We start from the raw sequence: 22,661 nt of genomic DNA on the forward strand, positions 1-22,661 counted from the left end.
GTTTAACCTCATCTTGGCGGTTCACTGGGGGATTATCTAATGAATATGTTAGCCAATATCTCGTTTGATGCTGCTGTATTCACAAGCCTTGAAGTGATGAATGTAGGTGTTGAGGATGGCATTGTTCAGTTCTCTTTATCAATTCAAAACGCTGAGCACATCTACATTGTGGCAAGTGTCAAAGGAATTGAGAAAAACGACACATTCGAATATGGCGAAGGCTTGGATTATCAAGACTGGAAAGATGTGGACTACACAAGAATGACAGTCGATTCATCTAGCCGCCCTCATGTCGATGACTTTGATTATGTGGATGCAATCGAAGGTATGCCCTTTGGCCTTACTTCTACTCAGATCCTTAAGTTGAATGAGTATTTAGAAGAACTGGCAAGAGAAGAAAAAATTACAGAGTTGAGAGGTGGGTGATGGAGACTAAATACGATTGGTCGGATGTACCCGAAGAAGTTCAATTCATTGCGCAAGATTCAAATGGTGACATTTTTGGGTTTGATGTTCCACCTGTACCAATGACTTATGGGAAGTGGCTGCCAGCAAATGAATACCTTCACTTCTTTGGTAATAAACCACGAAGAACAATTTCAGATTGGGGATTGTCATTAGAACAACGCCCAGCAGAAAAGAATTAGGAGAAGATTATGAATGCGCCAGTGCAACACTCAGGACAAAACCCTTTTACAGTAGCTGCTCCTACTACTCAAGCAATGTCTACAGTTCAATCTGATAGTCAACGTGCAATTGCAGAAGTACAAGCTGCTTTAGTTATTGCTAAACAGTTCCCTCGTAACCCAATTGAAGCTTATGACCGGATTATGAACGCTTGCCAGCGTCCCGGTTTAGCTCAATCGGCTGTTTATTCTTATGCTCGTGGTGGTAGTTCAGTAACTGGTCCATCAATTCGACTTGCGGAAATGCTTGCTCAGAATTGGGGGAATATTCAGTACGGTATCCGTGAATTATCTTCGGAGAATGGCGAATCAACGGTTGAAGCATTTGCTTGGGATGTTGAGACAAATACCCGTCAAACAAAGGTTTTTCAGGTTCCCCATATTCGCTATACCCGTAACGGATCTAGAAAATTAACAGATCCACGCGATATTTATGAATTGGTTGCAAACAATGGTGCACGTCGTCTACGTGCATGCATCTTAGGTGTAATACCAGGTGATGTGATTGATGATGCAGTTAATCAGTGCGAAAAGACAATTCATGCAAGTGCTGACACTTCTCCGGAAGCGGTGCAAAATCTTGTTGTAGCCTTTGAGCAATTTAATGTGACCAAAAAAGACATTGAAGACTACATTCAGCGTCGTCTTGATGCCATCACGGCAGCCAATATCGTTGCGCTTCGCAAGATATTCACTAGCTTACGCGATGGCATGAGTTCACCTAAAGACTGGTTTAAAAATGTCACTGTGAAGGAAGTTGGAGAAGTTCAAGAAGTTAAACCAACTGTACCAGACAGTGAGTTCCCCGTACTCTTAGAGCAGATCAAGGCTGATGCAGTTAGTAAAGAGTATGTATTAGAAGGCTATGCACTTACTAATGCGCAAATAGCTGAGGTGAATGCACTATGAAGCTATTCCGATGCTCAAGCTTACATAAGTTAATGGGTGATGCTCAAAGCATCGCCCAAGAGCTTAGAACAGAAGAGATTGAGGCTTTGATCAAAAAGAAGAAGCGCTCTGAATCTGAAAATGCAACCATTGAGCAATTAAAAATTAAGACTTTGTCAGATACGGCAAAGTCTGAGATCCGATCAATTGTTAAAGAAGATCTGACCACGTTCAAGTCTTTCAAAGGCAACCAGTACACAGCTAAGGGCAATGCGCTTGAAGAAATCGCAATTAGCCTGTCTGGCAAGGTTCGTTTTCGCCAGTATGTAAAACATGAAGGTCGTTTGGAAAATGAACTAATCACTGGCGAGTGTGATGTTCTTGATCAGAATAACAAATTGATCATCGACACTAAATGTACTTGGGATATTGGAACTCATCCATTCTTTCAAGATGAAGCAGAAGAAAAGGCAAAGAAAGCTGGCTATGACTGGCAGATGCAAGGCTACATGTGGCTTTACGACTGTGAACAAGCAATGGTTGATTTCTGGCTACTCCCTTGCCCTATCGAACTAACAAGTGACTGGGATGATCGAGAGCAGCTAATTGATTTAGTTGAGCGTATCGACCTTAGAGAACGCCTAACAACTGTCACCTACAAACGTGACGAAGCAATGATTCAGAAGATTAATGACAAAATTCCACACGCTCAAGAGTATTACGCAAAGTTATATCAAGAGCGCATTAAGGCAAAGGTGGCAGCATGATAGATTTGAATAAGGAAAGAGAGCTATACGAGTCAGTAATTGAAAAGACTCAAGGCATAAAAATGGAGCATCTTGTTGGAATTAGCTTCAATGCTGAATCAAATCAGTATGAAATTAGTGGCGAAAAATGGGCAAGTGAATTAACAGAAGCTTGTGAAGAACTAAATACAGGATGGTTCATTTGGCAAGAGTGTGTAAAAGCCAAAGCTCAGGCGGTGCCAGAGGGTTATGTTGTGGTGCCAAAGGAGCCTAATGATGAAATTATTGCCTCAATGAAGTTGACATGGTGGGAGTCAGATTGCGCACACATCATGAAAACATCTGTAGCAAAGTCAATTTATGCAGGAATTGTGAAGGCAAGCGAATCGGGAGCTGAGGGATGATAAATCAATTAACACCTATAGAGATTATCAGAGATGAAATGGGTTGTTGGTCTCATCCTGAATATCTCAAATATCTTGATGATAACCATTCGGATCAAGAATGGTTGAGTCAAAGCGAATGGGATCAACTCAAGAAGCATTTCAATATTGTCACGGTTCGACTTTATTTAGAAGGGAGTGTTTCAGATGATCAATTTTTGGAAATTATGGATTCATCGGACCTATCAAAATGGGATCCTGTAGCACCTCATGGCTTTTTCTTAATTGAGATTGGATTTACTGAAGATGGTGCAGAAGCGTTGTTTGCAAAAGAAGTTAAAGCGGAAAGTAAGGAGGGGTGAAATGTCTAAATTAGATCAAATGTCTGAACAAGAAAAAAAGGAGCTTTTAGAAGAATTCCTAGAAGCCCCTTTAGAAAAGAGTTTTGGGCAAGAAGCTGTAGCATTGTTTTTGAAATGTTCTACCCATACTCTGCAAGCTATGCGTTGTAATGGTAGCAGCCTGCCTTACTCAAAAGTCGGCAGATGTGTTGCCTATCAAAAGGCAGATGTACTGGCATATCAGGCTTCAAAGAAAGTATTTAATACGGCTCAACTGGCAAGAGCTAGTTAGTCAAAGGGATTAAGTTCACCACGATAAACGGCTTCAATATCATTCATGGCCTTGCGAAGCTTTTTAATAGACACCTGAACATAATTCCCTGTGACATCATCTCTAGCGCCGGATCTATGATTGAGAAGGCGCTTAATTGTATATTGGCCATAATCAAGATTATTGCAGATAGTAGCGAACGTTCTTCTTAGATCATGTAGTGAAATCTTTATGCCAGTTTCTCTCTCAACATAATCAAGCACTCCATTAGGTGTTGATATATAACCCCCACCATTGCCCTTTCTAGAGTATCCTGCGAAAACATAATCCCCTTTTCTATTCTTATATCGTTCTTTCAATATTGCCCACAATTGATCCCCCATTGGCAATAAATGGTCATCTCCATTTTTTGGATCAGTAAACACAAAAGTGCCTTTTTCTATATCAACCTCTGACCATTTTAATGTTTGCCCCTCATCTCTTCGACAACCAGTGAACATTACACATAAAACCAGATCTCTAGTCGAATTGGTAAATTCAGTTACTCTTAAGGAGTCTTCTCCTCGATACTCCATGACAGCCTTATAAAAAATTGGAATTTGGTCTTCATCTAAATGTCGTGATCTTGGTTTAATTTTATTCCAACCTCTTTTAGCTGGAATAATATCTACCGGATTAGTTTTTAATATTTGGTTATGCTCAGTCGAGTAATGAATCTTTGCGAATGTCCAGATTGAGCCAAACATCTTGAGAGCTAGGTTAGCTTGTGATTGGCTATATTTAGAAAGCTTTAGAAACTTATCAAATACTTCATCCTTAGTGATTTCAAAAATATCTTTATCTTTCCAGTCAAAGAGGAAGGATTGGAAACAATGGTTATAAGTATTAATAGACAACTGCTTAAGTTTCTTGTGCTTTAAGTAGAGCTCAAATGCCTCTTGAAAAGTAGGATTACTTTTAGGAATCTCATTTTTAGCTTTATATTTACCTGTAGCAATCTCAGCCAGAAGTACTTGAGCTTGCTTTCTAGCTTCAGCTACTGAAAATTCATTTGTTTTACCAATAGTGATTCTGTATAACTTTCCTTCACTGCGCCTTTCCACAATAAAAACTTTACTTTTTGTCGTGGCCCGAACAGCAAAGCCAATTAGATCAGAATCTCGGTAAATCTTTTGACCAGACTCAGCCAAAGGGATAGCATCTACATTAGTTTTATTAAGCTTCATTTGCGGACCAAAACATGAGTTTTACACTCATATTTTAGGTCCAAAATAGGCAACAGTCTACACATAGTCTACACTGCTATTTTTGGCAAACATCTATAAGCAATTTACTATAATGTTTTCAATTGCTTATAGAAACTTATATTTCCAATACTTTAGAAGCGCCAGTTGTAGAATAAGTCGATTGCTCTTTCTAAAGACTGACTTGCTTCTAAATATAAACGGCGGTTCATTTGATAACGCAAGGTAAGCTTGTTAACTGGTGTAAATACACCGACACCATAACGAATAAATAAGTCAGGGGTAATATATCCAGTTAAACTTACCTGAGTATCATCCCCTGTACCTTGAGCATCTAATGCAAGTCCACTTAAACCAAAAGTACGGCCAATTTGATTCGTTAAAGCACGAGTACCACCCAAGCCCATACTAATACCGGCCGCAGCGATTGTATTGTTTACATCAGATTTAAAACCTTCTGAATTACTTAAACCGCTAGAACCTTCATTAATACGACCTGTTACTAATGCATTTAATGCTTCTTGTTCAGATAAGCCTGCATCGTTATAAACTTGAATGTTTGGTGATGATGCAGTGCCTGTAACACGAACGCCTACCATACTGCCCTGAACATTCTTATTCGCATCAATATCTAAAGTCGGGTTTGCCAACGGACCATTGAAACGGGCAATTGCACGGTTTAAATCTAAGCTTTGACCATAAGCTTCAATTTTCACTTTTTGGCTCACACCAATAGCACCCATTGCGCGCATTGCAGTTTCATAACCACGCTGAGTTAAGTTCAAGCGACCTACTAAAGGAATATTACTGTTAAAGCCTTGGAAGATAACCTGATTACCAATATTCACCGAAATATCTGCACGAATATCCCAAGGTTTTGCTGCACGTAAAATTGCAAGTGGATCTTGGCCTTGACGGACAATACGAACATCTGAAGATGTATTAATGACAGGTGCCGTTGTTTCAGGCATTGAAATACGTGCACGAGGGACATCTACAGACCCTTTCAAACTTAGACGTTTATCGAAAGGATACATATCGAGTGTCAAATTCGGATTTGCAATTGCGGTAATTAATGGTGCTTGGCGTACTAGTAGGTTATCACCTTTTAAGTTCAACTGTAGACGTGGTGAATCTTTCCAGTCGAAACTACCTTTAAGTAAACCTACCCCTTGTCCACTGTTAAATGCACCATCAATTGTTGCCATATCCTGACGAATAGACGAGTACACTTGTACGTTGGTTAAGTTCACTGGCAGGGAAATCATACTGATCGCCCCGTTTTTCAAACGCATTTCACCCGTAAACTGCGGTTGGGTTAATGTACCATTCACTTTACCTGCTAAGGCTAAGGTACCACTCATTGAACGTACATCTTGAATGAATGGTTTTAAAACTTTCAACTGCACATCATTAAAGGCCACCTCACCACGCATTGGCATAGAGGGTTGGTATGGGTTAATAATGACATTTGCATAGCCAGTACCAATATCAGGTGTTTTTACATCAACACGTAACAATAGACCATCTGAAATACTCTTCGCGATTACGCTCAGTTCATCATAAGTCAATGTCGTTGGTGGGTCTTGAGGGTCTTCTGCTGCTAGACCTAGCTCACCTTTTCGTGTCACTAAACGTGCATCAAGTTTAGGGTGTCCACCATTTACCCAAGAAGCTTTTGCATAACCATTGAGCTGCCCCGTCATTGCCAAACCTTCTGGCATAAACGCAGCAAAATCGCCTAAATCCAGATTTTGGGTAACAAATGAAATATTGCCCTGTGCTTTACTTACACGTACAGGTTGATCAAGACATAACTGACTGTTTCTACTTTGCCAACAATGTTGTCCCACATATAACTCAGAACGTGCTGATGAGAAAACAACAGGTGCATTTTGATTTTGTGCTAAACGAATTCGACGCGAATCAAAACTACCTTTTTGAATTTGGCCTAACCAATCATTATTCTGGTTAAAGCCGCCTGCTAACTGCACATAGAACTTAGAAACATTATTATTCGCCTGCACTTTTAATAAGTGCGCTTTTCGTGTTCCGGCCAAATTCACCTCAGCAGACTGGATTAGACGGCTACCACTACGTAAATTGTCTAATTTTGCTGTGAGTTGAGTTGGTGTTGTTTCGGAAGTAGGAAGTTCACCCTGTACACGCAGTTTTTTAATACTCACTAAATTAGTATAGGCAAAGTTATCAACTGCAATATTAGCTGTAGCTTTCAAACGTGGTTGAGATTGGACACTCAAATCTCCATAAGCACGACCACTTAAACCAGGATACAACTCATAAAGTGCAGGTGCATTGAGCTTAATTTTTAAATTCTGCGCATTACCAGTCGCTTGCAACTGGTTCTGTGCATACACTAAAAATAGATTATTCGCTTCAAATTGTTGAGGTAAAAAGCCCTTTTGGTTCGAATCCATAAGTACAGATAAGTTACCTTTACCTCTCACTGGCTTGTTATTCAAAAATCCTGCAAGATTCAATTGTTGAATATCTATACGCTTTAACTTATCAGACCAAATACCTTGTGTTTTTACATTTCCTGAAATTTCGCCTTTTACACTAGAAACAAAATATTGAGGTTTAAAACGCACAAGCGAACTATTGATATCCCAAGCAATACGATCTTTTAAATTTAATGATCCAGTCGCATAGATTTTTCCAGCAACACCATCATGTTGTAACTGGTTAATTCGTATAAATTCTGGAGTACCTGCAATAGAGAACTTTAATAATCCATTGGCCTGATTAAGTGCTTTTAAAGATCCATCATAATTAACGGCAAAACCTTTAAAACCGCCACCAGCTTTAACATCATTAAATAATAAAGCTGCTGTACTTTTTCCAGCTAGCGCAACAGTTTCTTGGTTTGCTTGAGCCAATTGGCCTTTTAAATCAATTTTTTCAAGTTGAATAATTTGTTGATTTGGCTTCGCAAAGCCATTTGCCTTGATTGATCCATTGAGTAGGTTAACCGGTGCAGCTGCATGAATACTTTGTGGATTAAAGTCTTTTGCATTTAATAACGCATTCCATGCCAGCTGACGTTTTTCAGTAGGCAATAAAACTTTGGCCTGACCTGAAAGGCTACCTTTTTGAGCCACAAAATTAAAACTAGGAATATTAAGAATATTATCTTTAACATTCAACGTTGCCAGATATTGTCCAGCTGGTAATAAAGTCTGTTCATGCTGATATACTTTTGTCGAGACTTTAATATCTTGCTGACCATCTCGCAAAGTCAGATCAACTTGACCACTATCACTGCTTAACCAACCTATATATGGCATAGCACGGTCTATTTTTGACCAAGCCACATTCATAAACATTGGCTGAGGTTTTTTATTCTTTTCAGGAGCTTGGTTTAATTTAAGTTTCCAAGACTCATAACGATCAAAGTCTACATTAGCTAATACTTCAGTGCCTTTTTCCAAAGAACCCGTTGAAGAAACGGCTGCATCTAAACTTGGTGGCAAGAAATCCTGAACGACTTGAGGAATCGCTTTATCTTTAGGATTAACATGATCTAAACGACCTTTTACATCCCAAGTGACATGATCTTTCCAGTTCACTAACCCTTTAAGGTTAATTGCACCTTTCATGACCTGACCATTAAAGTCAGTAATATTCAACTGGTGAACCAGATCGGTATTCATTAAGGCGTTGTATTGACCTTCAGGTAAATTCTCACCTTTTAAATCTGTATCAAGTGCTAAGTTCAGTTGTTTAACATCACCCTGAAACTTGATCACACCATTTTTAGCAAATAATTTTTGCTCGACCAGTAAAGGCAAGTGATAGTTTTTGAATAACAATGCACCTTGCATAGGTACTTCATGACGAACAGGATGTAAAACGACCCAACCTGTTAATAAGTCTGGTGTGGTGGTTGCTACACCAGCTTGCAAAGTGTCTAAACTTCCTCGGGCTGCTACTTTAATATTTTGGATGTTTAAACTTTTTAAAGAAGGAATTCTTAAATCTGCAGTCGCATTAAGTGGATATTTACCGCTAAAGTCCATATTTCCTGTTGCGTTATGAACAGAAAGATACCCCATATCCATACTTGAATTTTCAAACTTCAGCTTTGTCTCTGACCACAACGCATCATTTAGATGAACATCATTAAAATTTACAACAGAACCTGAATTTTTAATTTCTAAATGATCGACATCTGCCTGATCTACCCGCAGCACAAATGGCAATTTAATGGGTTTAAATCCAAATGGTTTATCTGATGGGGGAGCTTTATTAATAATGATTAAGTTACGTACATCTGCATTACTCAAATGCACTTCTTTTTCTAAGATTAAAGAACGCCACCCTAAGCGAACATCAGCTCTATCTAAAGTAACATCGACTTCTGCTAACTGAACAATAATATTTTTAAGGATAATTCCTTTAAGTAAATTACCCCCTTCATATTCATATTTAATGACTTGCTGCGCCTGTAAAACACGGTCTAATAAGAAACGGCTTCCACGGTCAGTCGACATCATAATAATGATAGAAGCAACAAGTAATAAAAGTATGATTAATATCGTCAGCAAGAAGCTGCGCAAAATGCGTCGCTTCTTAGGAGAGTCAGGTGCCGAAGTGGGCTGCTGTTCTACTTCCGCCATAAAATAAACCTAATAAATTTTATTTTTAAAGTTGTGGACCAATAAAGAAATGCAAACGAATCGGATGATTATCATCAGAAATACCTGAAGCCACATCTAAACGAATTGGTCCAATTGGTGACTTCCAACGAATACCGACACCAACACTATAAGCACTCGGATTACTAAAATTCTTATCGTAAGCATTACCAAAATCAGAAAAAACAGCTGCTCGCCATCCCTCTTTGAATTGATAGTTATATTCCAAAGAGCCAATAGCTAAAGCTTGTCCACCAATCTTATATCCATTTTCTTCTGGTGAAAGACTTTTATAATCGAAACCACGAATTGTCTGATCGCCACCAGTAAAGAATCTTAAATTATAGGGAACTTTATCAAATTCATCGGTAAAAATATAACTAAGATCAGATCGCCCCACAAACTGATGGTTATCGTTTTCACCTAAAGAATAAATAAATCTCCAACCCGCTGTTGCAATCGCCATATTAGCATCGGAAAGTAAACTACTACTTCCCAGTTCTATCTTATAGCTTTGTTTAAATGCTTTAGTTGGGTTTAAACGTGTATTACTTGAAGTTTTAGATGTTTCATAACCGAATAACAAGGCTTCTTGCTCTGATGCAGCAGCTTTAAAAGCATCTGGTAACTCAGAAATATCAACATCCCCTTTTTGAGTTAAACGGTCCAGACGGTAACGTACCCCAATCGTATGTTGCCAGTTTCCTAATGGCTTTTTAATAACTCGCTCACCACCCAATACGGCAGATTCAGTTAATAAACTCACATCAGGACCGATATTATCTCTAGTCTCGCGCTCATAACCACCCACAATATTAAAGTAATCATTTAATGGGTGCTTATAAGGAATACTATAACGGCCATCTATAGACTGACGAATTTGTGAAAGTTCAAAGTTGGCGTCAAATGAATGACCATATTCATTGACAATCGAGCGGCGATATTGACTACGTAAACGAGCTCCCGTGTCAGTACCGTAACCAACACCTGTTTCCAGACTATTTAGTTTGTCAGCATTTAAGGTCACAATCACCGGAATTCGTTTTTCTTCACGTGCTTGAGCTTGTAAACGGTCTTGTTCCGATTCTTGCTCTGCATGTTGTACTGCAGCAGTTTTTAAAGCAGCGGGCGCCGCAGCTAATTGTGCATTTTCAGTTCCGGCAAATTGTTTTTCGTCCACAACATTTTGAGTAACTTCTTTACTAGATGAAGCTAACTGTCGTGCTTTAGCAAGCTGTTGTTGCTCAGGAGAAAGCAATTTCGATTCATCAATAGTGACATTTTGCTGATCAACCAATGCTTGCAAATCTGGCGGTAATTCAAGTGGTTTTTCAATTGGGTCAGGCTTAATTGAATCGACCAAAGTGTAGTTAAAATAACGCGAGTTAGTCAGGTTATTGGCTAAAGCATTTACACGCCAGAATGTGTAGTCATCACCCTCTTGCCAAGGTGCCATACTTTCCAGAATTTTTAACTTGATTGGCAATGGTTTGGATGGATCGCTCATACGAAACTCAACCTTACCAAGCTTATAGCGCTCACCTGTTTCATACTTGAGATTAATACCTGCTTTGTTTTCAGGCTGGCTTACTTTCACATCATGTAAACGCCAGTACGCATCAAAATAACCGTTATTCGATGCAGCATCGACAATTCGGCTTTTGGTTGTTTCATACAGACCATGATTAAAAATATCACCTACATCTTGGTCTGGCACTAAACGAATAACCTGAAACTGTGGCTGTTTTGCACCAGCTCCACTAAATTCAATATTTTGTTCATTAATTCGTACAGGCTCGTTTGGAGTAACGTTAACACGAACACGGCTTGCACTTAATTTTTCAAAACGAAACTCAGCATTGTAATAACCCACAGCTTGGGCAGCTTGATTACTCAAGCTTCTTAATTGCGGCAATGCTGCATTAAAATCTTCAAATGATTCTTGAGTAAATGTAGATAATTTACCTTTGATATTTTTAGCAAGATCATCTGGAGCTCCACTAACCTCAGCAGTAATACGAGGTATTTGCTCCATCGGTATCACACGCGGTGGACGGATTTTATTTATTATTCGCTTAAAGAAACCTTTTTCTTCAGGTGGTTCTTCAGTGGCAGCTGTAAGCTCAGGTAAAGTTTTTCCTGTTTCATTGGCTTCGACTACAATCTTACTGTCCGATTGAATCTCATGCATAAGCTGATCAATATTTACAGGCGCCTGATTAATTTCATGTAATTCTGCTTGAGATGCATCATTGACCACCATTTCTGGATGTTTTTGCGTTCCATTCTGGAAGTTCTGAGCTTCAGTCTTTGCCTCTTCTGCTACCCGATAAATTTCATTTGCCATGTTCTGGTCAACAGGCATAACCGGTAAGTCTTCAAGGTTATCGAGCGTAATTGGCTTAAATTCTTCAATCTGATTTGGAAATTGTTCTTGTTGTTGCAATATAGCCAAGCTATCTTGTTGTTGCTGTGCTTGAGTTACTAGCGTAGCAATATCAGTAATCGGAACATCGTTTGGGTTATTTGTATTTGTTTGTTGTAATGATGAATCAGCTACCGTCTGGTTTGCGACTGGTGTTACAGTATCAGCCGAACTTTGAGCATAACAAGGATTAACACATAAACTTAACAATAGGCTGCTACAAATAAGTTTAGGTATACTCTGCATTTTCAAGATTAAATGCATAGAGTGAGAAAGAGTTGACTGTTTAAACTTAATTTTAGAAGGCATGGAAAACTCTAAACTTATTTTTTAATAAACGCACCAATATGAGGATAAAACTCACTCGAAACCATTGATTTTTCATTTAATCAAGCGTTAAAAATATCATACATGGTTTTCGATGCAAATTAACACTCCGTCACATTTTTTAATAAAACTCAATGAAGCTTGCACATGATGAAACAAGATGAATCCCTGATGACATCACGTCGGTTTGTACCGATGTTTTTTACACAGTTTTTTGGCGCATTAAATGACAATGTTTTTAAGCAAGCTTTATTGTTAGTCATTACGTATGGTTGGATTCAACAACAATCTGCCCCAGTAAGCACACTCAATAATTTAGCAGCATTATTGTTTATATTGCCATATTTCTTTTTCTCGGCAACAGCTGGGCAAATTGCTGATAAGTATGAACGTGCACAGCTTGTACGTGGTATAAAAACATTAGAAATCATCATTATGCTCATTGGTTCTGCTGGTTTTTTATTGGGGCATTTATGGTTGCTTCTTCTCGCTTTATTCTTAATGGGAACTCATTCCACATTTTTCGGACCTATTAAATATGCAATTTTGCCTGAGATTTTAAAACCGAATGAACTCATGTCGGGCAATGCCTTATTTCAATCAGGTACATCGATGGCGATCTTGTTTGGAATGATCTTAGGTGGTGCCGTAATTGCATCATCAGAAGGTAATTTACTGTGGATTAGTCTGACTGTCGTCGCTATTGCTTGTATAGGCTATGTGTTTAGTCGTTTCATTTTGCCTCAAAAAGTTGCTGCACCCGATTTAGATATTGACTGGAACTTTATTCGTACAAGCTTTCAAACCATTACATATGCCAAAAGCTTACCGCTAGTATTCACAATTTTGCTAGGTAACTCATGGTACTGGTTTTATGGCGCGACTTATTTAACGCAAATTCCGCAGTTGACTCAGCAAAATCTCCATGCATCAGAAAATGTGGTTAGTCTATTACTCACGTTCTTCTCAGTCGGAATTGGTGTCGGTTCATTACTTTGCCGCAAAATTGGTGGTTCAGAAATTAATATTAAAATGGTACCAATCGGTGCAATTGGCCTTACTGTTTTTGCGCTTTATCTTGCAGCCAGTCTAGCTTTTGTACCAGAAAGAACTGGCGCATTACTGACGTTAAAAGATATTTTCACTCAAGGCTGGGTTTACTACCACGTCATGATTGCTGTGACTTTATTGGGTATTAGCGGTGGTTTTTATATTGTTCCTTTATATGCCATGATGCAGGCTTATTCGCCACGCTCCCATCGTGCCCGTGTTGTTGCAGCGAATAACATTTTAAATGCTGTATTCATGGTTTCTTCTGCAATTTTCTCAATCTTAATATTAAGTGTTTTAAAAATTGATATTAAAATACTATTTATTATTACAGCTGTACTTAGTGCAATCTTTAGTATCTGGCTTCTTGCCCGACTAAAACCAATGCTTGCCACAGCACATCTTTCTTTGGAGGACTAATTTATGCGCCAATATACTGGAATTGATCAACTTATTAACTCCTTTGATCAGGCATTACGTAGTCTTGTTCCGGGTGCAACAGCAGCACAGCGCCAAAACCCAGCTGAAACGGCTGAAACACAACTTGGAGTAGAAGATGCTCGCCATGTTGCAGGCCTCATGCGTGTTAACCATAGTGGTGAAGTATGTGCTCAAGCGCTTTATCATGGACAAGCATTAACGGCGAAATTACCGAATGTACGCCGTGAAATGCAACAAGCAGCAATTGAAGAACAAGACCATTTAGCTTGGTGTGAAGACCGTTTAAAAGAGTTGAATAGCCATACAAGTTTATTGAACCCAATCTGGTACGGCCTTTCATATGGTATGGGCGCTCTTGCTGGTATTGCTGGTGATAAATATAGCTTAGGTTTTGTTGCTGAAACTGAACGTCAGGTAAGCATGCATTTGCAAGACCATTTAAACCAATTACCAGTTCAAGATGAGCGCTCTCGTAAAATTTTAGAGCAAATGAATGAAGATGAATTACATCATCGCCATACAGCGCTTGAAGCAGGTGGTGTTGAATTACCTTATGCAGTAAAAATCAGTATGACCGCCATTTCAAAGTTAATGACAAAAACGAGTTATTACCTTTAAAAAAACAAAGGATTGATCTCATTTAGATCAATCCTTTTTCAAATATTATTTTAAACCATGTTCATATTTGAAACGTTCAATATCTCGAATTGAGTTCCAATAGTTACGATTAATACGGTCACGATCAATTTGTAGTTCTCTTAAAAGCTTGCGATAACGTTCACGCTCTTCTGGCTTTAATTTTTCGTTATAAGCACTGTCCGAATACTGCTTAAACTTTTCATCATAACGGTCATATTCATTTTTTGCATTGTAGTAATCTGAGGCAGCTCGATAATAAGGTCTTAAACGATTACGCTGCTCGATTGGACATACATTAATATTCCCATTCCCTTCCAAAGCGTTATAAAAAATGTTTGATGGCTGGCAATAATACCCTAGACCTTCTTTATATCCACGTTCATATGACTTTTGATCTGGAACAATGTTGGCTTTTCCGCACGCTTTGTAATATTGATCTAAACGTGGTGAAGAACCTTTTGAACCATCTTTCTCACCCACTAATGACCAATTTGCAGTCTTACATTCTTCTACGCTCATTGCAGCACAACCCGAGAGGCTGATTGCCAAAATGGCTAAACCGATATTTTTCATATTAAGAGAACTCAAAAATAAAATTTAAAAAAACGCAAAAAATAAAACTCCAGTACATACACGATGTAAGTCCTGCTTTATTCGAGACTTATACATAAATGATTAACTGGATAAGCGTTTAAGTTTAAAGCAGTTTAACCATCTCACCAAATTTAAGGATCACAAATTCTAATTATGTTTAATTTTTAAAAGCGAAATCATGAACTATCAGATGGCTCTTATACGTTAATTTTACTTTGAAAATTTATTATCAAAATAAAACTCAAACCACTGATTATAAATATAAAAAATAAAAATTTTTTTATAAAACTCTCTTTAATCATTTTACTCTTTTTTTACGCGATTTACTTCAAAGGCTAAGGTAGGATTTTAGCTAAATAACCACCAAGGTTTTTTATAATGAGTACGCTTATTTACCCAAATTTAAACTTAAAAGATTCTCACTTTAAGGCATTTAAAATATCAGATGATATTATTCCACCGACACAAGATCACACTTTCAACGCAGAAATTTTTTTAAAAGAAGTCGATGAATATTTAAGTTTATATCCTCAGACTCAGCATATTGATATTTGTTTACATGACTTAAACGGGCATATTCGTGGCAAACGAATTGACGTTAAAAGCCTCAAAAATCTCTCTCATGGATGTTATTTTCCACTTTCTGTTTACGCCATGAGTCTGGATGGAAAAGTGATTGAAGAAACAGGCCTAGGAAAATATATTGGTGAACCAGATAGACTTTGCCTGCCCATTTTAGGCAGCTTGCAACCCAGTGCCTTATCCCCTGAATTAAATGCCCAGCTTTACCTATCCATGCAAGAAGAAGATGGTACAGACTGCCGTTATGAACCACGCAATATATTAAAAAAAATATTAAATCAGTTACACGATCATAATTATTTTCCTGTCATGGCTGCCGAGCTAGAGTTTTATCTTTTCTCACCTCAGTATCAGGCTGAAACATGTATAGAAAACCAATGCTTTGATATAGATGCACCAAATAACTATCAACAAGTCCTAGATGAGGTTGAAAAAGCCGCTCTACTACAATCTATTGAAATTACCGCGATTGTTGCAGAGTCATCTCCTGGACAATATGAACTAAATCTTCAACACAGCCATGACATTTTGAAGCTATGCGATCAAATTAATGCTTTAAAAAGAATTGTAAAGCAAGTCGCAAGAAAGCATGACTTAACTGCTTGTTTCATGGCGAAACCGAACTTAGCAAAAGCTGGAAGCGGCATGCATTTTCATATGAGTATGCTTAATCAATACCATGAAAATATATTTAGCTCAGAAGAAGAAAAAGATGAGCTTTCTACCAAATTACTCAGCGCGATTAGCGGACTCATTGAGTTAATGCCTGCATCTATGGCGATTTTAGCGCCTAATATTAATTCTTATAGACGCTTTAAAATTGGGCATCATGTGCCATTAGAAGCCAATTGGGATACCAATAACCGTAATGTCGCAATCCGTATTCCATGTTCAGATGTACAAAATCAACGTTTAGAATATCGAGTTGCTGGAGCTGACTGTAACCCCTATCTTGTTACAGCCACTATTCTAGCAGGTGTATCTTACGGCTTATCTCATAAGTTACCGCTGCCAAAACCTGCACATCTTTTGAAGTTTCAAGACGAGCACATTTTATTAGCCAACAATCAACAGGAAGCCTTAAAAATATTTAAAGGAAGTCTTATTTTAAAAGGATATTTAGGAACTGACTTTGTCGAGCATTGGTACACAGTTAAACAGGCTGAATATCAAAATATTTATAGTCAGATGACTGAAGCAGAACAACATTGGGATATATAAATAAAAAAAGCAAAAAAACTATAAACCACTTTGCAAACCCTTAGGGAGAAATACCCTAAGGGTTTTTTATATCTAAATTAATGATTTTTCTGCTTAGCTAAAAAACGTAACCCAACACCAGGCTCAGTAGCAATATAACGTGGCTGAATCGCGTTATCTCCCAGTTTGCTTCGCAACTTACCCACCAAAATACGCAAATAATGCGTATCTTCCTGATGAGTTGGCCCCCATAGTTCTTTTAAAAGCTGTGGCTGTGTTAAAAGTTGCCCTTGATAGCGCATTAATAGGGTCAAAAGTTGGAACTCTTTTCGAGTTAAAGTAATTAGCTGTTGCTCGACCCAAACCAAACGTTGCGTGACATCGACTTTAAGATAACCATCATCATAGACATGCGCTTCTTGCTGGATTGGTTGATTTCTTAAGATGACACGTATGCGCGCCAAAAGCTCTTGCACACTAAAAGGTTTGGTCATGTAATCATTTGCGCCAGCATCGAGCAGAGCAACTTTTTCATATTCATCAGCACGTACAGATAACACAATAACCGGCACATTCGACCAGCTACGTAATTCTTGGAGTACTTCTTTCCCGTCTAAATCGGGTAAACCCAGATCTAGAATAACCAAATCAGCACCTTGGGTCGCCAATGTTTCTAAGCCTTTGTAACCGGTCTCACAGAGCGTGGTTTTGTATTTTTGTGTTCTTAAGGCGATGTCTAAAAATTTACGGATTTGAGGCTCATCATCAATAATCACAATACGTGTTTCTACAGGTGATGTTTCTGAACTTATCATGACTTTACAACTTATTCTTTTACTGGATGAATGGGTAATCTGATTTGAATTAAAGTACCTTTATTTTGGCGCCCTGAAAATGCTTCTATTGTACCCATATGAGCACCAATAATTGCCTTAACAATTGTTAGCCCTAAACCTGTACCAAATTTTCCACGGTCTCCTCGTTCCATCGTATAAAACATATCAAAAATGCGATGTCTTTCGTCTTCAGGAATTCCCGCACCTCTATCTTCAATTTCAATTTTCACTTCATCTTCTGACGAAAATTGAGCACAAATCATGACAGGTTCATCTGGAGGTGAAAAGTTTGCGGCATTTTCTAAAACATTAAAAATGGCTTGTTCTACCAGCGCTGGGTGAACATACAAACTAATCGGTTGCTCAGGTAACTGAACGACCACTTGTGTATCTGGTTTATAACGCTTTAAACGGCGGGTTGCCGAACCAATTAACTCATCTACCCCAATCCAGTCTCTTTTTAAAGTTAGACCTTCGTGGCCTAAGCGGGTCATATCAAGTAAGTTTTGAATATAACGGTCTAAACGCTCACCTTCTAAATGAATTGTTTCAAGCAGATCTTGTTGGTCTTGTTCTGACATTTCAGCTTTAAAATTAGCAAGTGTGTCTGCTGCGCCAATAATAGAAGCAAGTGGCGAGCGTAAATCATGCGATACCGAAGATAATAAAGCAGAACGTAAGCGCTCTGTTTCACTGGTGACTTTTGCTTGTTCAAGTTCATTGACCAATTGGGTTCGAAGTGCTGCCTGTGCAATATATTCAATTACACTTTCCGTCAATTTCTTTTGCTCAAAATTTAGAGAAACCACTTCATCTTTAAAGTAAATTCCCACTATACCTAGGCTATTTTTCTGCTCTAAAAGAGGTAAAAACCACCAGTTTGATTGACTAAGAGTATCGGTAAAGCGCCCGCACGGTTGTTGATGTTTTAAACACCATTCTGCGGCTACTTTTTCTTTATCATTTAGCTCAATATCAGATGAAATGACTCTATCTTGAATAGAAATCCACACCTTAGTTTGCAGCTGGGTTTCTAAAGTCATACGTCCTGTTTGCATGACTTCTTCAAGGTTTACTGCACTAGAAAGCTTACGAGCCAAGTCTTGCATCACTGTGGTATAGGCATTGGCAGCTTTTAAAGACAAAACTTGCTGGCGTAACTGAGAAGCCAACCGCCCAGCAATTAAAGCTGCTGCAAAAAAAGCAACAACGGTAACCACCCCTTGGTGTGCTGAAATTTGAAACGTAAAACGTGGCGCAATAAAGAAAAAGTTATAAGCCAAGAAACAAATAAGAGCTGCCACTACTGCAGCGAGCATTCTAGTTTTGGTTGCTACAATTAAAACTGAAATAATAAAAATGACAGAAAAGTCTTCAATACCTAATAGAACTTCGGCAAAGTGAGCTATAAAAATACTTACACATGTAACCGCTAAAACAAAAACACTTTCTTTTAATGATAAAAATGATGGCTTTTCAAGTTGAGTTGTCTTTTTAGTGCCTTGTTCTGGATGCAAAATGGTTAAAGCAATCGAGTTTTCTTGATTTAATAATTGCTGAGCTAAATTTTTCTTAAATAACTTTAACCACCACGGTGAAATACTTTTGCCAATGACCAGATTGGAAATACCTCGGTCAACCGCGGCATCCATTAATACTGACGCAACTCGATGGCCATATAAGATTTCTGTTCGACCACCGAGTTGTCGAGCCAGCTCAAACGCCCGATCAATCTCAATATATTCTTTTTTATATGAATTTCCCGAACTCTGTCCAAAGTCTAAACTTTTAGCAACATTCACTACAGTCCATGTTGCCCCATAGCGTTCAGCTAATCGACAACCTGCCCGCACTAAATATTCAGAAGAATCTTGTCCATCTATCGCAATCATCAATTCATTTTGCAACGAGATAGACTTCAAACCCTTGGAGGTGTAACTCTGTTTTAAATCTAAATCGACATGCTCAGCAACGCATTGCATTGCCAGTTCACGTAAGGCAGTTAAGTTTGAAATGCTAAAAAAGCCTTGTAATGCCAGATTCGCTTGCTCTGGCACATAAACTTTTCCTTGATGGAGCCTTTCAATGAGTTCACTGACAGGTAAATCAATTAAACGAATATCTCGAATACGATCAAATACACGATCTGGCACAGTTTCATTTACTCGAATGCCTGTAATCTGATGCACCACATCGTTTAAGCTTTCTAAATGCTGAATATTAATGGTGGTAAATACATCAATACCTGCATCTAGCAATTCATTGACATCTTGCCATCGTCTTTCATGACGACTATTGGGTATATTGCGATGAGCCAACTCATCAACTAAAACGATTTCCGGATGCCGAAGCAGAATAGCATCCAAGTCCATTTCTTCTAATGTATGCCCCTGATATTGCATTTCCTTTCTAGCAATTTCAGGTAAGCCTTCCAAAATTTTTAGAGTTTCTATTCGTCCATGAGTTTCAACAATACCCACAACAACATCTGTGCCCTGTTGAAATAACTCTTTGGCGCGGGCAAGCATGGCATAGGTTTTTCCAACACCCGGTGCCGCACCTAAAAAGACCGTTAGTCGACCGGCTTGATATCTGTTGACATGATTTAATAAGGCCTCAGCCTGATTTTCGCGATTGCTTTGCACTTGATATCATCCGGTAAACTAACAACTTTATTTTTAAGTTAATGTGTAGATTGTAATTGATCTAAAGCAATATTGAGTTCTAATACATTAACACGAGCTTGCCCTAGTACACCAAACTGAACTGGTTCAATATGCTTTTGAAGTAACTCTTCTACAACTTTAGGGTTTAAATGACGCGCTTGAGCTACTCTGGCAACCTGTAACTGAGCTGCCTCAGGGCTAATATGCGGGTCGATACCACTACCCGATTTAGTCACCAAATCACTTGGAATAGGAGCATTACCTGTGTGGTCTTGTTTTTTCACCGCAAGAATCTGAGCATCAATTTGTTTTTGAAGCTCTGGATTGGTAAGGGCTAGGTTTGTGGCCCCCATAGACATTGGGTCATAAGCAACCGCTGAAGGACGTGGATGAAAATAAGCCTCTCCAACAAATGGCTGAGCGACTAATTTTGACCCTAGAACTTTATGGTTTATTTCAATCAAACTACCATTTGCTTGATTGTTAAATAACACCTGTCCCGCACCTGTAGCGATCGCACTATAAACAGCACCACAACCGATAAGGGTAAAAATTAGAAGTCCGAAAGATGCTCTTAAGGTCTGACCCAAATTTGCTTCTGAATTTTGTGCATAAGTTTTCATTTCAAACTCCAGATTACAAACCAAATAATTGAACAATCACTACATCAATCGCTTTGATGGCAATAAATGGTAGAACCACACCACCCACTCCATAAATCAACATATTTCGACGGAGTAACTGAGTTGCAGTTGAAGGTTTAAATTTCACGCCACGTAATGCGATTGGAATTAATAGCGGAATAATAATCGCGTTAAAAATTAATGCAGATAAAATTGCGCTGTTTGGACTTGCTAAGTGCATCACATTCAATACTTGCATTTGTGGAATCGCAGCAGCGAACAATGCAGGCAAAATTGCAAAGTATTTAGAGACGTCGTTTGCTAACGAAAAGGTTGTTAACGCACCACGGGTAATTAGCTGCTGTTTCCCAATCTCAACTACAGCAAGCAGTTTGGTTGGGTCGGAGTCTAAATCAACCATATTGCCAGCTTCTTTAGCAGCTTGTGTACCTGAGTTCATAGCCAAACCAATATCGGCTTGTGCCAATGCTGGCGCATCGTTGGTTCCGTCACCAACCATTGCAACTAAACGACCTTGTTGTTGTTCGGTGCGAATACAAGCCAATTTGTCTTCTGGTTTTGCTTCGGCAATATAGTCATCTACACCAGCTTCAGCAGCAATCGCGGCAGCAGTTAATGGGTTATCACCTGTAACCATGACAGTTTTAATACCCATTTCTCTTAAGCGTGCAAAACGTTCTTTAATACCGTGTTTAATCACATCGGAGAGTTCAATCACACCCAATACATGATGTTGATTAGCAACGACTAAAGGTGTTGCTCCTTTTTTGGCAACTTGTTCAACACGCGCTTTTAACTCTAGATCTTGAGAATAATCTTCATCTACAAATTTCAAGATTGCATCTAAAGCGCCTTTACGAATTTGCTCACCATTCGGTAAATTCACACCAGAAATTCGAGTCGAAGCACTAAAAGAGATAAATTCGGCTTGCTCAGGTTCTTGCTGTTTTAAACCCTGTTCTTTTGCTAACTTAACAATGGACTTGCCTTCTGGTGTCGGGTCAGCAAGTGAGCTTACCCAAGCAGCAGCTCTTAATTCAGATTCAGTCACAGAAGTTAAAGGATAAAATGAGGTTGCTTGACGGTCACCATAAGTAATGGTTCCTGTTTTATCGAGTAAAAGCACATCAATGTCACCTGCAACTTCTACTGCTTTACCTGATTTCGCCAAAACATTGGCTTTGAGCGCGCGGTTCATACCTGCAATACCAATCGCAGGTAACAAGCCACCAATGGTTGTTGGAATTAAGCAGACCAACAGCGCCACAAGCACGACCGGATCAAGTTCAATATGCAAATAATGAGCAATAAATGGTAGACTAATCACCACAATTAAAAATGTAAGTGTCATCACCATTAACAAGAAGCCAAGTGCAATCTCATTTGGTGTTTTTTGACGATTTGAACCTTCAACCAAAGCAATCATACGGTCTAAGAAACTTTGGCCAGATTCCGCGGTCACTTGCACAACAATACGATCTGTAAGAACTTTCGTCCCACCAATAACACCTGAACGGTCAGTTCCAGCTTCACGTAACACGGGAGCTGACTCACCTGTAACCGCCGATTCATTAATGGTGGCAAAGCCTTCTACAATTTCACCGTCGGCTGGAACAAGCTCACCTGCATGAACTTCAATATAATCATTTAAATGAAGTTCAGTGGCTGCAACTTGAGTTGCTTGGCGGTCTGTCAAAGAATTAAGTTTTCGAGCAGTCAAGTTTTCTCTTGCTGCACGCAATGAAGATGCCTGTCCACGACCTCTAGCCTCTGCAACCGCTTCAGCATAGTTAGCAAATAAAATCGTAATAAACAAAATTGCTGTAACGACCAAACCAAACACCAGTGTGGCATATCCCATTAAGGTACTTAGAGCAGTGATTACTGTTCCAAGCCATACAATTGCCATGACTGGATTTTTAATTGCATGCTGTGGTAGCAATTTTACAAAAGCATTTTTCCAAACTTCAAAACTTGGTACTGCCACAGTCGTTTTATGGCTATTTACATGAGTTTGTGTATTCATTTTCACTCGCCTCC

18 protein-coding genes are annotated in these 22,661 nt (G+C 38.8%); 10 read left to right on the plus strand and 8 right to left on the minus strand.

Features of this window, described 5'->3' with window-relative positions:
* The first annotated feature begins 39 nt into the window (after window positions 1–39).
* The 7 genes from ACG59Z_RS01155 to ACG59Z_RS01185 all read left to right on the plus strand — a co-directional run bounded on the left by ACG59Z_RS01155 (window position 40) and on the right by ACG59Z_RS01185 (window position 3,336).
* Window positions 40–426 (plus strand): hypothetical protein, encoded by a 387-nt coding sequence (locus ACG59Z_RS01155; protein ID WP_400197528.1) that lies wholly within the window; start codon window positions 40–42, stop codon window positions 424–426.
* A complete protein-coding gene (locus tag ACG59Z_RS01160) occupies window positions 426–647 on the plus strand; it encodes a hypothetical protein (RefSeq protein WP_400197530.1) in 222 nt (73 codons plus the stop codon). The genes ACG59Z_RS01155 and ACG59Z_RS01160 overlap by 1 nt, the downstream gene beginning before the upstream one ends.
* Window positions 648–656: 9 nt before the next feature.
* Complete coding sequence (locus ACG59Z_RS01165; protein WP_400197531.1) at window positions 657–1,595, plus strand: hypothetical protein; 939 nt, start codon at window positions 657–659, stop codon at window positions 1,593–1,595.
* Window positions 1,592–2,341 (plus strand): hypothetical protein, encoded by a 750-nt coding sequence (locus ACG59Z_RS01170; RefSeq protein ID WP_400197533.1) that lies wholly within the window; start codon window positions 1,592–1,594, stop codon window positions 2,339–2,341. The genes ACG59Z_RS01165 and ACG59Z_RS01170 overlap by 4 nt, the downstream gene beginning before the upstream one ends.
* A 62-nt stretch (window positions 2,342–2,403) precedes the next feature.
* The gene (locus tag ACG59Z_RS01175; protein ID WP_400197535.1) at window positions 2,404–2,724 is read left to right on the plus strand and encodes a hypothetical protein; all 321 of its coding nucleotides are present in this window, start codon (window positions 2,404–2,406) and stop codon (window positions 2,722–2,724) included.
* Complete coding sequence (locus ACG59Z_RS01180; RefSeq protein ID WP_400197537.1) at window positions 2,721–3,065, plus strand: hypothetical protein; 345 nt, start codon at window positions 2,721–2,723, stop codon at window positions 3,063–3,065. Before ACG59Z_RS01175 ends, ACG59Z_RS01180 begins: the two co-directional genes overlap by 4 nt.
* Window position 3,066: 1 nt before the next feature.
* Window positions 3,067–3,336, plus strand: a complete 270-nt coding sequence (locus ACG59Z_RS01185; RefSeq protein ID WP_000039877.1) for a helix-turn-helix domain-containing protein — start codon at window positions 3,067–3,069, stop codon at window positions 3,334–3,336.
* Here the strand turns inward: ACG59Z_RS01185 and ACG59Z_RS01190 are convergent.
* The 3 genes from ACG59Z_RS01190 to ACG59Z_RS01200 all read right to left on the minus strand — a co-directional run bounded on the left by ACG59Z_RS01190 (window position 3,333) and on the right by ACG59Z_RS01200 (window position 11,951).
* Entirely contained in the window at window positions 3,333–4,541 is a 1,209-nt protein-coding gene (locus ACG59Z_RS01190) for a tyrosine-type recombinase/integrase (RefSeq protein ID WP_400197539.1), read from the minus strand. The two genes, ACG59Z_RS01185 and ACG59Z_RS01190, sit on opposite strands and share 4 nt — an antisense overlap.
* Window positions 4,542–4,693: 152 nt before the next feature.
* The gene (locus ACG59Z_RS01195) at window positions 4,694–9,199 is read right to left on the minus strand and encodes a translocation/assembly module TamB domain-containing protein (RefSeq protein WP_400197541.1); all 4,506 of its coding nucleotides are present in this window, start codon (window positions 9,197–9,199) and stop codon (window positions 4,694–4,696) included.
* A 25-nt stretch (window positions 9,200–9,224) separates the two neighbouring features.
* Entirely contained in the window at window positions 9,225–11,951 is a 2,727-nt protein-coding gene (locus ACG59Z_RS01200; protein WP_400197542.1) for an autotransporter assembly complex family protein, read from the minus strand.
* 165 nt (window positions 11,952–12,116) lie between these two features.
* Between ACG59Z_RS01200 and ACG59Z_RS01205 the strand changes: the two genes are divergently transcribed.
* Together ACG59Z_RS01205 and coq7 are read left to right on the plus strand one after the other, a co-directional pair.
* Entirely contained in the window at window positions 12,117–13,439 is a 1,323-nt protein-coding gene (locus ACG59Z_RS01205; protein ID WP_400197544.1) for an MFS transporter, read from the plus strand.
* Window positions 13,440–13,442: 3 nt separating this feature from the next.
* Window positions 13,443–14,078, plus strand: coding sequence for a 2-polyprenyl-3-methyl-6-methoxy-1,4-benzoquinone monooxygenase (coq7, locus tag ACG59Z_RS01210; RefSeq protein WP_400197545.1), 636 nt, complete (start codon window positions 13,443–13,445; stop codon window positions 14,076–14,078).
* A 45-nt stretch (window positions 14,079–14,123) separates the two neighbouring features.
* Here coq7 and ACG59Z_RS01215 read toward each other — a convergent pair whose 3' ends face one another.
* Window positions 14,124–14,672, minus strand: a complete 549-nt coding sequence (locus ACG59Z_RS01215; protein WP_078225085.1) for a DUF2799 domain-containing protein — start codon at window positions 14,670–14,672, stop codon at window positions 14,124–14,126.
* Between the two features lie 399 nt (window positions 14,673–15,071).
* Between ACG59Z_RS01215 and ACG59Z_RS01220 the strand changes: the two genes are divergently transcribed.
* Window positions 15,072–16,496 carry a glutamine synthetase family protein gene (locus ACG59Z_RS01220; RefSeq protein ID WP_400197546.1) on the plus strand — a complete coding sequence of 475 codons (1,425 nt, stop codon included), beginning with the start codon at window positions 15,072–15,074 and terminating at the stop codon, window positions 16,494–16,496.
* A 77-nt stretch (window positions 16,497–16,573) separates the two neighbouring features.
* On the opposite strand, the gene ACG59Z_RS01225 is transcribed toward ACG59Z_RS01220, so the two are convergent.
* Genes ACG59Z_RS01225 through kdpB form a run of 4 tightly spaced genes read right to left on the minus strand, consistent with a single transcriptional unit; the run spans window position 16,574 to window position 22,653 of the window.
* Window positions 16,574–17,290, minus strand: coding sequence for a response regulator (locus tag ACG59Z_RS01225; protein ID WP_400197547.1), 717 nt, complete (start codon window positions 17,288–17,290; stop codon window positions 16,574–16,576).
* 11 nt (window positions 17,291–17,301) lie between these two features.
* The gene (locus ACG59Z_RS01230; protein ID WP_400197548.1) at window positions 17,302–19,956 is read right to left on the minus strand and encodes an ATP-binding protein; all 2,655 of its coding nucleotides are present in this window, start codon (window positions 19,954–19,956) and stop codon (window positions 17,302–17,304) included.
* Window positions 19,957–19,994: 38 nt separating this feature from the next.
* A complete protein-coding gene (gene kdpC, locus ACG59Z_RS01235) occupies window positions 19,995–20,600 on the minus strand; it encodes a potassium-transporting ATPase subunit KdpC (RefSeq protein ID WP_400197550.1) in 606 nt (201 codons plus the stop codon).
* Window positions 20,601–20,613: 13 nt separating this feature from the next.
* Window positions 20,614–22,653: a potassium-transporting ATPase subunit KdpB gene (gene kdpB / locus ACG59Z_RS01240; RefSeq protein WP_400197551.1), complete on the minus strand. Its 2,040-nt coding sequence runs from the start codon at window positions 22,651–22,653 to the stop codon at window positions 20,614–20,616.
* Between the last annotated feature and the right edge of the window lie 8 nt (window positions 22,654–22,661).

The sequence above is a fragment of the Acinetobacter sp. ABJ_C1_1 genome (genome assembly GCF_044684115.1).
Taxonomy (GTDB): domain Bacteria; phylum Pseudomonadota; class Gammaproteobacteria; order Pseudomonadales; family Moraxellaceae; genus Acinetobacter; species Acinetobacter nosocomialis_A.

Excerpts from the sequence above, each read along its gene's own strand:
- ACG59Z_RS01220 (WP_400197546.1), top strand. The coding sequence starts at position 15,072 with ATGAGTACGCTTATTTACCCAAATTTAAACTTAAAAGATTCTCACTTT.
- ACG59Z_RS01155 (WP_400197528.1), top strand. The coding sequence starts at position 40 with ATGAATATGTTAGCCAATATCTCGTTTGATGCTGCTGTATTCACAAGC.
- kdpC (WP_400197550.1), bottom strand. The coding sequence starts at position 20,600 with ATGAAAACTTATGCACAAAATTCAGAAGCAAATTTGGGTCAGACCTTA.
- ACG59Z_RS01175 (WP_400197535.1), top strand. The coding sequence starts at position 2,404 with ATGGAGCATCTTGTTGGAATTAGCTTCAATGCTGAATCAAATCAGTAT.
- ACG59Z_RS01195 (WP_400197541.1), bottom strand. The coding sequence starts at position 9,199 with ATGGCGGAAGTAGAACAGCAGCCCACTTCGGCACCTGACTCTCCTAAG.
- ACG59Z_RS01225 (WP_400197547.1), bottom strand. The coding sequence starts at position 17,290 with ATGATAAGTTCAGAAACATCACCTGTAGAAACACGTATTGTGATTATT.
- ACG59Z_RS01215 (WP_078225085.1), bottom strand. The coding sequence starts at position 14,672 with ATGAAAAATATCGGTTTAGCCATTTTGGCAATCAGCCTCTCGGGTTGT.
- ACG59Z_RS01185 (WP_000039877.1), top strand. The coding sequence starts at position 3,067 with ATGTCTAAATTAGATCAAATGTCTGAACAAGAAAAAAAGGAGCTTTTA.
- ACG59Z_RS01205 (WP_400197544.1), top strand. The coding sequence starts at position 12,117 with ATGATGAAACAAGATGAATCCCTGATGACATCACGTCGGTTTGTACCG.
- ACG59Z_RS01170 (WP_400197533.1), top strand. The coding sequence starts at position 1,592 with ATGAAGCTATTCCGATGCTCAAGCTTACATAAGTTAATGGGTGATGCT.
- ACG59Z_RS01165 (WP_400197531.1), top strand. The coding sequence starts at position 657 with ATGAATGCGCCAGTGCAACACTCAGGACAAAACCCTTTTACAGTAGCT.
- ACG59Z_RS01190 (WP_400197539.1), bottom strand. The coding sequence starts at position 4,541 with ATGAAGCTTAATAAAACTAATGTAGATGCTATCCCTTTGGCTGAGTCT.
- coq7 (WP_400197545.1), top strand. The coding sequence starts at position 13,443 with ATGCGCCAATATACTGGAATTGATCAACTTATTAACTCCTTTGATCAG.
- ACG59Z_RS01200 (WP_400197542.1), bottom strand. The coding sequence starts at position 11,951 with ATGCCTTCTAAAATTAAGTTTAAACAGTCAACTCTTTCTCACTCTATG.
- ACG59Z_RS01180 (WP_400197537.1), top strand. The coding sequence starts at position 2,721 with ATGATAAATCAATTAACACCTATAGAGATTATCAGAGATGAAATGGGT.
- ACG59Z_RS01160 (WP_400197530.1), top strand. The coding sequence starts at position 426 with ATGGAGACTAAATACGATTGGTCGGATGTACCCGAAGAAGTTCAATTC.